The organism is Peribacillus sp. TH27, assembly GCF_016650915.1.
GTDB classification, from domain to species: Bacteria; Bacillota; Bacilli; order Bacillales; family DSM-1321; genus Peribacillus; species Peribacillus butanolivorans.
Window position 1 is genome coordinate 3,686,571 of sequence record NZ_JAEKEV010000002.1, and the last position, 13,622, is coordinate 3,700,192.

Consider the following 13,622-nt stretch of genomic DNA (forward strand, 5'->3'; position numbering starts at 1 on the left):
ATGCGATTAAGTGCTTAATTGACACAATACATGGCAGCGGTAAAAAAGAGTACCAAGTCCAGCATGAGCTGAACTTGGTACTCTTTTAACGTTTTTGTTTAGTTAAGAATTCTGCAAGGAACTCTTCGAAATTTGGTGCTTCGATAGCGGCTATTTTTTCGTATGATTCAATGATTTTGAGTTTGATATCTTGCTCTAGGTCATTTCTGTCTTGATAATGTGTGTTTTTTAATGATTTTTTTATTTTAGGATTCAAAGAATCAATTAGGTCAATTAATTCTTCTTTTGAGAGTTTTTTATCCACAATACCTTTTCTCCTTCCTATCATAAACATCATTCATATAGTACTTTTGCAGTTTTTTGAGAGCTTGTTTACGTATGCTTGAAATATTCTGAGGTGACTCATGAAAATAAGCCGCAATTTCTTTGTTGGATAGTCCATAGGTAAAGGCCATGGTTAGTACCAGGTTTTGCTTGGTTGTTAAATTTTTTAAGGCTTCTATCAATTTTTCATCACTTATGTGGGAGGATAGTTCATCGGTTTCCCCCATCTTTTCAAGTCGTCCATCCAAGTTGCCAATTCGGTCAATCATTCTTCCGGTATCCTTTGGTGTCGCATCAAGTACCATTCGATAGCGTTCCCGTTGTTTTCGTGCTCTTTTATCAAAATCAACTGAGAAGAAGTAAATTAAAGAGCACATGTATTTGTATACTCTTGCCCGATAATAGAAAATTTTAAAGGTCTCGTTGAGATGACCAATGTTGTGTGTAGAAGGGGAATCTAAAGTATCAGTGAAAATTTTTAAATGCTCTGGATTCTGTAAAAATAATTGAATGATTGGCTGTTCGAAGAATGACGAATAATGCTGTTGTAAAAATTCTAATGAATGAGAAAAGAAATGAGAAGTTAACTTGTTCATTGCTATCCCTCCTTTAATTATTAAAGTGATAGACAAGGGGAATAAATCAATTATATAAGAACATTCGTTCTTTTTACCATAAATCAATAGTGCTAGATTGATTTTCTGAAACAAGTTTCACTTTAGATATCAGATACAAGAAAAGGGGTGAAGAGGATGATGATTGAGGATGCTACTATGTGGGTGTCATTAGTTAGCGATTTTGGCTATCCATTCGTCGTTTCTATGTTTTTGCTCTTCCGCTTCGGTAAAAAATTAAAAGAACTGACAACGGACGTCGAGAACTTAAAAAAGTCCGCTCATAAAACGAAACGATAACCTCAGGACGTTACGTCGCTAGGTAGTGAAAACCGAATTTCGGATTCTATACAAAAGAGGATCCGAAATTCGGGTATAAAGAATTCGGGACGATGGAAAGTGAGTCCATTAAATTCCTCCTTTTGAGTCGGATAGGGATAATGATACTCCATTATTTGGAATATACCATAAAATGGGTGATAAATAATCGTCAAATTGAATCATTTTACTACTATAATTCATCCGACAATAGAATTAGGTAGGAAATCCTCCTCTCATACGATTTTAGTTTTATAGGTTAAAGTGAAAATACTTTTAAAAAAACAACTTTAATAAATAAACTTATAGAAAGCTTGCAGCATCCCAATAAAGGGTGCTGCTTTTCTTATTTTTTTGGTAATAAACTGATATTATGGAAAAGGGGTGACAATTTTGAACAAAAAACAGCTCGATGATATCGAAAGTCTGCAACAGAGATGTGAACAGGAAGATTTTACTTTAAAGCTAAATTGGGAGACGCTTCGCAGCCGAAATGGTGTAATGAAGAATGATTTCTTTCATTACGTGGGAGTCAAACTTGTCGGTTTTCTTGGTCTTTATGATTTCGGGAATAAAGTAGAGATGTGTGGGATGGTTCATCCAGACTTCCGGAGGCAAGGGATTTTTACAGATTTAATGGACGAAGCTTTAAGGACTGCTTTGCAGCGGGACTATAAGCTAATTATCCTGAATACCCCTGCCCAATCTCATTCAGGGCAGGGGTTTATGAAGCAACTGCCATGTGAGTTTTCCTTTTCTGAGTATCAAATGAAATGGTCAAACATGGAGCTGGATAATTATGAGGATGTGGTCGTTCGTCCTTCAAACAGAGATGATGCGGAAACGGAAATTCAGCTGGATGTTCATTGTTTTAAGTTTTCGGAAAAAGAAGCGCGAGATTATTATCAACGTGTTCAAATCGAGGATACTTTGAAAACAATGATGATTGAAAAAGATGGTCGAGCGGTCGGTAAAATCCGTGTTGATCATTCGGGCGGAGAAGCATGGATTTATGGATTTGCAATTTTTCCGGAATACCAGGGAAAAGGGCTTGGCAGAAAGGTGCTGAAAAGGATTGTAGCCGAACAACGGCAACTTGGGTATGATATTTTTCTTGAAGTAGAAGCAACCAATGATCATGCTTTAAGACTTTATGAATCTTGCGGATTCAAAACCGTTCAACGCCAGGATTATTATCAGTATAAAAAGTTAGAAGGCTGAATGACATAATTGTATGAATGGATTCAATGGTCCAACTTAAAAACGGTATGTCAGTTAAAACTAAGTGAGATATCTGACTGAGTAAATAAATAGAAACAAAAAGCATTGAGGAATTCGCAAGATGATGCTTGGGTGAAGGTACATAAGGGGGGAATAGGATGCTAACGTTATTCACCTATAACTGGCAGGTGAGAAGAGAGTGGTTTGAGTGGTGCCAGACTGTATCGAGTGCTGAACTTTTACGGCAGCGGAGTGGTGGGATGGGCACTATCTTAAAAACACTCGTTCATATTATTGATGTTGAATACAGTTGGATTCGGACGATTCAAGGGAAGCCAGATAGAGAGATTGATATGGGTTCTTACAATACAATCGAGAAGGTAAAAGGCTTATCGGAACGTTATCATTCTGAAGTGAAAGTTTTTTTGTACTCGTATTCACCTGATTGGGAGAATGAGATAGTTGAGCCTTCTTGGATGGAGGGGACATATGAAATAGGCAGGATATTACGCCATCTGATTGCCCATGAAATTCATCATATTGGCCAGCTGTCTATCTGGTCGAGGGAAATCGGAATCAAACCGGTATCTGCCAGTGTGATTGATCGAGTTTTGTAAGTTCTTATTTAAGCATGAAAGAAACCGGTAAAGGAACCTGCTTTACCGGCTTTTTAGATATTTAATTCCTATCGTTTTTTCATAATGGAGGATTAAGGATTGAAAAGTAGGGAATAAACTTATTTTTCTTAAACACATCAGTCCTGCTTTTAGTAAGCGGATTATCCGGATTGCAGTCTGCATCTGTTGATCATGCTTTCATTCTATAAGACGCTTCAAAAGGATTACACACTGTCACATAAAACCGTTCCAATTAGAAAAAGAGCTGCAGAGAAAGAAGAAACTACAAGTTAATCTATAATTAGTAGGCTGGCTCATATGCCTCTTTGCATGTATTAAAGGGAGATTACCTACTATGATTCGGTAAAATTTATTAATAATTACATATATCTGAAAGTCAATAGCGTCACAGGTTTTAAAATGAATTAGCTAAAATAGTACTTTTTATTATAGTTTCTTAAAATTGAGGTAAATTGTGACACTTTTTCGACAAAATCATGTTATATTATTCTAGAATTTTACAAAAAATATAGAAGGGTTGTGAAGTATGTCGTTTAAGTCCAATGTAAAAAAAATACTAGCCCCGGTTCTTGCTGTGAGTTTAATTACGACTCCATTTACCGTACCGATGGAGGCATCCGCCAAAGAGGCTGCCAAGAGACCTGTCACGACTAAACCGTTTGTCATCTCATCTCCTACTGTTAATTATACAAATGGGGCAAAAGCTACAGTAACGGTCACACCGAAAAAAGGAAATACGGGGAAGGAAACTGTTGTCTTCCAGCTAATGAATGGAAAGAAGGTTGTTTCACAGTCAGCTGTTGAGACGGATATTAAATCAGCCCAGAAATTTTCCGCATACTTCAACTCGTACAAATCAGGTTATTGGATTAAGATATCCGTAGTCTCCAAGTATAACGGCAATACGAGCAATTTTGGCACCAGCCTAGCAACCTCCGTTTCCGATGCCCCGTTTGAACTAAGGATTATGGAAACGACAGATATACACACAAATCTAGTAAGCTATGATTATTATAAAGATGCTGTATCAGATTCAGTCGGCTTTTCACGCACAGCAACTTTAATCAAGCAGGCGAGAAAAGAAGTGAAAAATAGTGTTTTAGTAGATAATGGGGACCTTATTCAAGGTACACCGCTTGGTACATACAAAGCGAAGGTAGTTCCACTGAAGAAAGGTGAAGTCCACCCTGTCTATAAAGCAATGAATTTGCTTAATTATGATGTAGCTACATTTGGCAATCACGAATTCAACTATGGGTTGTCCTATTTAGATGAAGCCATCAACGATGCGAACTTCTCTTATGTAAATGCAAATATTTATAAAAAGAATAAAGATAAAAATCCAAAAAACGACAAAAATAAATATACCCCTTATAAAATTGTCACCAAGAAAGTAAAAGATATTAATGGAGCTGAAAAATCCGTAAAAGTAGGCTACATCGGATTTGCTCCACCACAAATCATGGATTGGGATAAAACGAACCTTGATGGTAAGGTCGTTACAAAAGAAATCGTCACAACAGCAAAAAAATATGTACCTGAAATGAAGAAAAAGGGCGCAGATGTCATCGTGGCGCTTACACATTCTGGTTTTAATGGCGACACAAAGAACACCGAGGATGTCATCTATTCATTAAGTAAAGTGTCTGATATCGATGCTATCACGTTCTCCCATACACATAAAGTCTTTCCGGCACAAGATGAAGCTTCTTTAGACAGCTTATTTAAAGATAGCCAAGGAAAAGTTCTTAAAGGTGTGGATAATAAAAAGGGTACAATCAATGGTGTACCGGCCGTTCAAGCAGGATATGGCGGTAGTAATCTAGGGATTATCGATCTTGATATCCAGAATATCAAGGGGAAATGGAAAGTCGTTAACTCAGATTCATCAACACGAGCAATCAACGACAAAATAACAGGGAAAAAAGCAGCTGAAGATGCATCTGTCGTCAAAGCCGTTAAAAAGGAGCACGAAGGAACGATCAAGTATGTTAACACACCAATTGGAACGACTACAGCTCCAATTCATAGTTACTTCGCCCTTGTGCAAGATGATCCTTCTGTACAAGTCGTGACAAGCGCACAGAAATGGTATGTAGAAAAATACATCCAAAGCAACCGACCTGAATACAAAGACTTGCCTATTCTCTCTGTAGGAGCTCCTTTCAAAGCAGGACGAAATGGAGTCGAAGAATTCACCGAAATAAAAAAAGGTGGTTTGACAATTCGCAGCGCCGGCGACTTATATTTATACGATAATACCTTGAAAGCGATCAAAATCAAAGGTTCCGTAGTAAAAGAATGGCTTGAAATGTCTGCGGGGAAATATAATACAATTGATCCGGCTAAGACTGAGGAACAGGAATTGCTTAATGGAAAGTTTGCCGTCTATAATTTTGATGTGATTGACGGTGTTACGTATCAAATCGATGTCACTAAGGCTCCGCGTTATGATGAAAAAGGAATAAAAGTGTCAGATTCAAGTAGGATTACCAATTTAGAATATAATGGTGAAGCAGTCAATCCTAATCAGGATTTCATCGTCGTGACGAATAATTACCGTGCTTCGGGTGGTGGAAACTTCCCGGGAGTCAAGGGAAGCGAATACGTAGTTGACTCTGCGGATGAAAATCGCCAGATCTTGATGGATTACATTACACAAGAGAAGGAGATCAATCCAACCGCTGATAATAACTGGTCGATTGCCCCAATTTCAGGCAAGGTGAATGTTACGTTCACCTCATCACCAAAGGGTGCGGAATATTTAAATGAAGATAGCCCGATTTCTTATACAGGTAAAAAAGATGATAAAGGCTTTGGTATTTACAAATTCAATCTGGGGAAAGAAAACATTAAAGTGCAATTGCTTGGAATCAATGATCTTCATGGCCAGTTGGACACTACTTCTGAATTTAGTGGGGTCAAACAAGGACGTGCTGATTATTTAGCGGCGCACTTAAAGCAGCGTAAAGCTGAAAACCCTGAAAATACACTTTTACTATCAGCTGGGGATGCAGTAGGGGCAAGTGCTCCTGTTTCCTCTTTGGTCCAGGACAAACCGACGCTTCAGTTTTTAAATAATATGAAATTTGATGTAGGAACTCTCGGGAACCATGAGTTCGATAAAGGGGTAGAAACCCTGATGGCTCAAATCAATGGCGGAAAGTCACCTACATCGGATGTAGTATTTGATAAATTGAACTTTCCGTATGTGGTTGCCAATGTCGTATATAAAGACACGAAAAAACCTATTTTGGACCCTTACGTCATAAAAAAGGTCGGCGGGGTTGATATTGGTTTCATAGGTGTAGTCACGAATGCCACACCTCAAAAAGTCAGTCCGGATGGCATTAAGAATGTGGAATTTATAGAACAAGCACCTGCCGTAAATAAGGCGGTTAATGAGTTGAAGAAAAAAGGTGTAAAATCAATTGTCGTCATCTCGCATGACCCAGGTACTGAAAAAGACGGTGTCATTACTGGTGAAGTAGCGGATCTTGCCAAAGCGGTAGATGATGAAGTCGATGTAATTTTAGCTGGAGATAATCATGCAAGGGTCAATAACTATGTAGATAATAAATTGATTGTACAAGCTTATTCTTATGGAACAGCTTTTGAAGATGTTGATTTGGAAATCGATCCAAACACAAAGGATATTGTTAAAAAGTCAGCCGAAATTGTTACAGTTACACAAGATGGCATCACGCCAGATGCTGGGACGACTAAATTTATTAACGGTTATCTAGACATGTTCCCTGAATTGAAAACCCCACTAGGGACAACGGATGAGAAATTTTTAAGAGCCAATGCCTATACACAAGAAACTGGTCTTGGGAATTTAATTGCGGACTCCATGAAGGCCGATTTGAAATCTGATTTTGCCTTCATGAATCCAGGTGGAATTCGCGCAGATATTCCAAAAGGAGAAGTTACCTTTTCTGATTTAGCGAAAATCCAGCCGTTCGGAAATGTGTTGGTCCGACTTGAACTAACTGGGGCTGAAGTGAAAACATTGCTTCAACAGCAATGGATTGTTGAAGGCTCTCCGAAAACGTTACAAATCTCAGGATTGAGCTATACGGCCGATTTCAGTAAACCTGTCACGGAACGTGTCACTTTATTGAAGAAAGCGGATGGAACGCCAATTGAGGATACAGAAACTTACACCGTGACCGTCAATGACTTCATGGCAAGCGGTGGCGATAATTATACCGTTTTAATAGGAAAAGAGCGTGTGTTTGGACATGCTGATCTAGAGGCTTTCGTTAACTATGTGAAAGATACCTTTAAAGGTGGAAAGATCACGGCAGGTATAGAAGGCAGAATTACGAATATCAATAATTAATTGAAGATTACCAGTCAAATTAAAGTTTACTCGTGAATTTGGTGTGTTTACTCGTAAGTTTTATGTATTTACTCGTGAATTTGCAGGATTTACTCGCAAAAATATTAAAAAGAGAGCGTTCCGTAATACAAAGGGACGCTCTCTTTTCTATTAATTTTTCTGAACATACAAAAGTTCGGGAACATTACTATTCCTGCTATACGGTCGCATCTCGAAAGCAGTTGAATTAATGAGTGTCAGTAAGGTTGTTCCGTGCAGGGTATCATGAAAAGTATTTATTATCTAAAAGTATTAAAAATTGGAAAATAGGCATGATAATAGTGAAGACATCTAGCACTTCATTAGGTAACACTATAAACTTGGAGTGTTAAAAGAAAGTGACCAATTCATGCAACCGGATAATAAAAAAAAGGGAGAAAACCCTGTATTTGAAAACAGTCCAGATTATTTAGATAAATGGGTTAGCTAATAAAGACCTCATTTGCAGTTTTATTTTAGAAAGACCTATGAGTGGCATTAATAACATTGAAATCGGGGATTCTCAGTCACTAGGCCAATTATATATATACAACCTTCACAAGCAATTGACCATAATGAATTAGCAAATACATAGTAGAGAATAAAATATGAAATTACAAGTGCTTTAAAAACCAAGTTAACTTATCAAATCTTTTCTCAAGAATTTTGGAAGAAATCTAATAACTCTACCTTCTGAAAAAGAAAAAGACTGAGAGGGGGATAAAATGTATGAGTTTATTTAAAAAACAAAGAAAAAACAGCATTAACCTCTCCTCATTCAAACAAGACGATCAAAATAAGGAAACGAACAAAGACTTGTTAAAAACAAGCCTCCAAGGAAACATTCAACATGTAAAGCAGCAGCTTGGAAATAGCAGCGATATCGTGATTAGAGAAATACAAATTGGCAAAGAGCCAAACGTTAAAGCATGTATTTTTTATACGGATGGATTGGTGGACACTAATTCCATTCAGAACTTTATCCTGGAATCACTCATGTTAGATATCCATCCTGATCAAGAGCAAATGATATCGTCTCAACAAAATGTTTTACAATTATTGAAAGGCCGCATCCTTGCGGTAGGAGACATACAGGATGTTACGGAATTCAGTTCCTTATTTACTTCCCTGTTATCAGGGGATGTTATTCTTTTATTGGATGGATATGCACAAGGGTTTACAATCGGTATGCGTGGTGGAAAAGACCGTGGTGTAATGGAATCCACCACGGAAACCGTCGTTAGGGGACCAAAGGAAGGTTTTACGGAGAGCTTGCGTACCAATACGGCGCTAATTCGACGAAAAATAAAGACTCCTCAACTTTGGTTGGAATCGAAAAAAATTGGAAACTTGACCAAAACCGATGTAGCAATCATGTACATCGACGGAATTGTGAATGACAAAGTTGTCGAAGAAGTGCACACGCGTCTGGATCGAATCGATATCGATGGAATCCTAGAAAGTGGTTATATTGAGGAATTGATTCAAGATGAGACGCACACCCCTTTTCCGACTATCTATTATTCTGAACGCCCTGATGTGATTGCCGCCGAGCTGTTGGAAGGGAAAGTCGCCATACTAGTGGACGGAACGCCGATTGTTCTAGTCGTCCCGGCACTGTTCGTCTCCTTTGTACAATCCGCGGAAGATTATTATCAGCGTGCAGACATTGCCACCCTTATTCGTTTGCTTCGTTTTTTTACTATTTTTATTGCTCTACTAGGACCATCCCTATATATCGCTATCACCACGTATCATCAGGAAATGTTACCAACTAAACTATTGATCGGTCTAGCCGCTCAACGAGAAGGGGTTCCCTTTCCTGCATTCATTGAAGCTCTTATGATGGAAGTTGCGTTTGAAATCTTGCGGGAGGCTAGTTTACGAATGCCAAAAGCTATAGGACAGGCTATATCTATTGTAGGGACACTGGTGATTGGAACAGCGGCAGTAGAGGCTGGAATCGTATCGGCCGCCATGGTAATCGTTGTTGCAATCACGGCTATTTCAAGCTTCGTTCTTCCATCATTTACCATATCCATGTCGATTAGAATACTCCGTTTCCCGATGATGGTGCTTGCCGCTACTTTTGGCTTATTCGGGATAATCGTTGGGGTCATTGCACTTGTTCTTCACTTGTGCAGCTTGCGTTCCTATGGGGTTCCCTATATGAGTCCTTTTGCTCCTTTTATCGGTAAAGACATGAAGGATACGCTTATTCGGGTACCGAGATGGGGGATGTTTGCCCGCCCCCGTTTAATCAGCCAGCAAAACAATAAACGCGAGCAGACCTCGGCACCGAAACCGCCGCGGGATAAAGTGTGAGATTGACAACAAAGTTATCAAAATGGTATCAAAATACACAAAAAACGCTTCTATTTAGTTGGATAAAGCCATTTATCATGGCGATTCTAAGATACCAAAAAGGTATAAGAAGGATTGGAATAAACAACTTTGACTTGTCTGGGTAGATACAAAGATTTGACGGTACAGTATCCCATTCTGTTATAAAGCAAATAGAGAAAGGAGTAGTAGAAATTGTTGGCTGTTGCAGGAATCCTTGTCATTGTCGCTGTGATTATCGCTATTGAGGCTCCTAGTCTGTTGAGGAAAAAATTAAAAAAGGAATTATGGATATTTTCCATTCTTCTACTATTCGGAACTGCGTTAAGCGTTGCCCAAGCACTGAATATCAAGATTCCCAATCCACTAGACTGGATTACAGCTATTTATAAACCGCTTTCCGACATGATTGAGAAAGTATTAAAGTGAAAATGGAATATGAAGGGATGCTTAAAACGGGCATTTTTTACATATGGTTGATAGTTGAAAAATAAGGAAGTGTGTCCACTTCATATCGAGTATTTAGACGAACGTGATCAAAAAGGGAAAGTTTTTGAAAGCAGACTTATCGCGGATAGTTTAGGCGGTTTAGTTGTCTATATTGCAGTAAAATTTGAAGAAGCGCACTCATTGGCGGAAAATGATTCTCATGATGATGATAATGTTCAGACTTAAATTAAAAGAGTGGTCAATTTAATAACAAATGGCTAAAGAACTTAATCAGTGTGTGTCGGAGCAATGAGGCCATCATTCACATCAGGAGCTGGAGGCAGTTCCTTTTCTTTTTGAAATAAATCTGCTAGATGCTTGAAAAATCCGATTAATTTTCAAAAGTACACTTTAGATAACTTGGTTTATGCTTTTGTGTGAGTATCGCAAATAGGGGTACAGCAACCATTTGTGAAATGAGGGGCCATGTTCAAATAGATTCCATTCAAAAAAAGGGATTCATGAAACACAACATAACCTCATTTCATAATAAACCAAGCCAATTACTTTATTTTTTCTAAAACGGAATTACCAACCGTACCTATGTTTCGGATCTCTCCTTGCACCTTTATATTTACAGGCACGTGCTCAAAATTTTTATCCCAATCTTTTTTTAGTTTTTTCCAGGCTTTAGGATCAGCTCGATGAATCGCCTCACCAAATCCAAAAATGTCTACTTTCTCATTTTTCTGTACCTGTTTTATTGAATTCATGAAAAATCTCTTCGCTTCTTTTTCATAAATTTTCTCTAATTTTTCAATCGTTTCTGGTTTTGTCAAATCGATTTGACATTCTACTTCGCCTAAATTGCCTTCCACATGAATATTTAGATCTATCTCAGGTTTTCCATTCTTTATCTTACCCTTCATTTCCGTGTTTGACCTTTTCACTTCATACACAGCTTTTCCGCCCTTAGGACATGATAAATTCACAGCTGTACTTTTCTCCTTATTTGTAATGACGGTATACGTTTTGCTTTGTTTCTCATTTAGCCAGCCAACTAATTTATCCTCATTAAATACTGCTAATCCTTGAAACTTCAAACGAGCAGGGGGATCAATCATTTCTACATTCTGTTTGCTTAAAGAAGTTTTTTTATCACCTTTTATATCTGCTTGGATTCCTGTTAACACAGGTTGTTTTCCTTCATTTACTATATCTGAAATCAAATCGTCTAAGTTAACGGAACTTGTCGCTGACCATGCAGCTGCAGAGACTTCCAGGGTATCAAATATTTCATTTGCAGGTATTTTTTCTAAAGACGTGGGCACCTTCAGGATCTCTGCTGCTTTCATTCCCTTAGCTACGACGATATAAAAATCGGATCGGAGTTCCCAGTCTCTTGAGAGAATATCTAACGGTTTCCCAATTCCTTTTTTTGCTAATGACTCACCAATCACGAGGGTTCGAAGATGTGAGGGATATATTTTTCTAGGGGATTCCTTTGTCATTTGTCGGAAAGCCTCAAATATAGTTTCCCCTTTCGCCTGATAGATGATTGTCGGTGACCCGTCGGAACCTCCACCGCCTCCTTTTCCCGTAGCTAATTCTCCAGGATTTACTACTTGGGCTGTTACAAGATATTGACCATCTTTTGTACGATCTAGTCCTATGGCCAGCGTAATAGCCAGTTCATTTAATTCACGACGGTTCCAGCAACCCGTAGTGAATAACAGGAATACGATTAGTATGATAAACATGGTGTAGCTCCGTTTCATAGACGAGACTCCTTTCACTCTATTTATTTATAGGGGTTCAGCCGAGATACGTTTAAAAATGGGTCATAGCGATACAGTTTACCAATCGTTGGCAATTTGTTCAGGGTGTTCCATAAACGACCATTAGGGGGACATATTGTTCGAAATTGATGGCTAAAATGAATGCTTTTAGTCCCTAAACCCTTCCTATTCAAAATCCTATAAAAAAACAGAAAGACATTTACATAAATTTTCTTAGAGTAGATTTTATGTAAATTATCTATACTCTGAAAATCTGGAGTATTCAATGAAACGTTTTTTATTTTTGATGTATTTTTTTTCGGAATGCATTGACTATTAATAAGAGAATAGGAAGTACAAGTCCGTACGTTGAAACGTATAGGGGCCAAATTTCTTTATCAAATGTGGATGAATGTACCACATTGGGATGTATAAATAAGGAAAGCGAAACTATGATCATCCCTAAGGGTAGCGTAAGTGGCCGATAATCCTTCATATTCAATGTTTGTGCAAGACCTATGACAGAAGCGTAAAAGTAAAAAGACATTTTATAATAAATCGTGATAATCCACATGATAGCCATTATTGCTTCAATCCTTTGAAGAAAATCGCCAACGTTTATTTTTCTGGCCAAAGCATAACTAGGATACGTGTTTCTGGCAGTATTATCTACACCTAAAACTATAATAGTTAAAGCGATAATGATGAGTAAACAGATTCCGCCGATTAGTACTCCGATAAAAAAGCTTTTTTCAGCTGCTTTTGGTTGATTCACTGAAACAGGAAAAATCATTAATAAAACAAACAATGGCAAAGAAAAAATACTTGTAAAAAGAAAAACAGCATGAATCATCGGTTTTATTCCTGTTTCAAATACGGGCTGTATATTATCAAACTTATATTCAGCAGGAGGTAATAATATTGAAACCACTAGAATTACGAATAAAAAAACAAAGATAGGAAATAACAATTCTGCAGAACGAGCCAACGGTTCAAGACCAAGTCGAACTCCCATTATTAAGATGCATGCGAAAAGGATATGGATCGCTTCAATTGGTGTATCAGGCATAATCTGTGTAGTTAAGAAATTCCCAACATAAAGCAATAGTTCTGCCGTGGAGTAAAGTGAAAAAAAAACAAATGTAATGGAGACTGCCTTACCTAACCATTTGCCAAAAAGTGTTTCAATGATTTCAACCAGTGTCTTAGTGGGGAACATCCTGCCTACGGCGATATATAAAGCCACCAGCAATAAACCTATGCCTGTACCAATTACAGCTGCAATCCAAGCATCTTGTTTTACCTCTTGAGCCATAATTCCAGGAATCACCAAGATGGTCGTACCTATAGAAAATAAAATAACTAATATTGTAAATTGTCGAGCGCTAATTTTGAAATTTTCCACTATATCCCGACTTCCCATTGCTGATTATAATTCCTATTGTTTCCTTTGTATTGTTAGAATAAACTCTTCCTTTATAGAAAGGTTGATATATCCCCGCTTTCAAATTTCTTTAGTATTTCTTGTGGCTAATACGTCCACAAATGAGCCTCTGAAAATCGCAACTAATACACTTTTAGCTAATTTTCTATA

11 protein-coding genes are annotated in these 13,622 nt (G+C 37.8%); 7 read left to right on the top strand and 4 right to left on the bottom strand.

Annotated features, from left to right (window positions below; genetic code table 11):
* Positions 1-85 precede the first annotated feature (85 nt).
* Together JFU24_RS19105 and JFU24_RS19110 are read right to left on the bottom strand one after the other, a co-directional pair.
* Entirely contained in the window at positions 86-304 is a 219-nt protein-coding gene (locus tag JFU24_RS19105) for a hypothetical protein (protein ID WP_201222769.1), read from the bottom strand.
* On the bottom strand, positions 297-920 hold the full coding sequence (locus JFU24_RS19110) for a sigma-70 family RNA polymerase sigma factor (RefSeq protein WP_056525642.1): 624 nt from the start codon (positions 918-920) through the stop codon (positions 297-299). Before JFU24_RS19110 ends, JFU24_RS19105 begins: the two co-directional genes overlap by 8 nt.
* A gap of 156 nt (positions 921-1,076) precedes the next feature.
* Between JFU24_RS19110 and JFU24_RS19115 the strand changes: the two genes are divergently transcribed.
* The 7 genes from JFU24_RS19115 (at position 1,077) to JFU24_RS19145 (ending at position 10,496) form a co-directional block, all read left to right on the top strand.
* The gene (locus tag JFU24_RS19115) at positions 1,077-1,238 is read left to right on the top strand and encodes a YvrJ family protein (protein WP_082527571.1); all 162 of its coding nucleotides are present in this window, start codon (positions 1,077-1,079) and stop codon (positions 1,236-1,238) included.
* Positions 1,239-1,640: 402 nt separating this feature from the next.
* On the top strand, positions 1,641-2,477 hold the full coding sequence (locus JFU24_RS19120) for a GNAT family N-acetyltransferase (protein WP_309558246.1): 837 nt from the start codon (positions 1,641-1,643) through the stop codon (positions 2,475-2,477).
* A gap of 158 nt (positions 2,478-2,635) precedes the next feature.
* Positions 2,636-3,094: a DinB family protein gene (locus JFU24_RS19125; RefSeq protein WP_201250303.1), complete on the top strand. Its 459-nt coding sequence runs from the start codon at positions 2,636-2,638 to the stop codon at positions 3,092-3,094.
* Positions 3,095-3,641: 547 nt separating this feature from the next.
* Positions 3,642-7,460, top strand: a complete 3,819-nt coding sequence (locus tag JFU24_RS19130) for a bifunctional 2',3'-cyclic-nucleotide 2'-phosphodiesterase/3'-nucleotidase (RefSeq protein ID WP_242485364.1) — start codon at positions 3,642-3,644, stop codon at positions 7,458-7,460.
* Between the two features lie 747 nt (positions 7,461-8,207).
* Positions 8,208-9,803 (top strand): spore germination protein, encoded by a 1,596-nt coding sequence (locus JFU24_RS19135; RefSeq protein WP_201222770.1) that lies wholly within the window; start codon positions 8,208-8,210, stop codon positions 9,801-9,803.
* A 213-nt stretch (positions 9,804-10,016) separates the two neighbouring features.
* On the top strand, positions 10,017-10,250 hold the full coding sequence (locus tag JFU24_RS19140; protein ID WP_201250304.1) for a hypothetical protein: 234 nt from the start codon (positions 10,017-10,019) through the stop codon (positions 10,248-10,250).
* A 54-nt stretch (positions 10,251-10,304) separates the two neighbouring features.
* Positions 10,305-10,496 carry a hypothetical protein gene (locus JFU24_RS19145; protein ID WP_242485365.1) on the top strand — a complete coding sequence of 64 codons (192 nt, stop codon included), beginning with the start codon at positions 10,305-10,307 and terminating at the stop codon, positions 10,494-10,496.
* Positions 10,497-10,813: 317 nt separating this feature from the next.
* On the opposite strand, the gene JFU24_RS19150 is transcribed toward JFU24_RS19145, so the two are convergent.
* Complete coding sequence (locus JFU24_RS19150) at positions 10,814-12,028, bottom strand: Ger(x)C family spore germination protein (protein ID WP_201222772.1); 1,215 nt, start codon at positions 12,026-12,028, stop codon at positions 10,814-10,816.
* 298 nt (positions 12,029-12,326) lie between these two features.
* Entirely contained in the window at positions 12,327-13,433 is a 1,107-nt protein-coding gene (locus JFU24_RS19155) for a GerAB/ArcD/ProY family transporter (protein WP_309558242.1), read from the bottom strand.
* Positions 13,434-13,622: the final 189 nt, after the last annotated feature.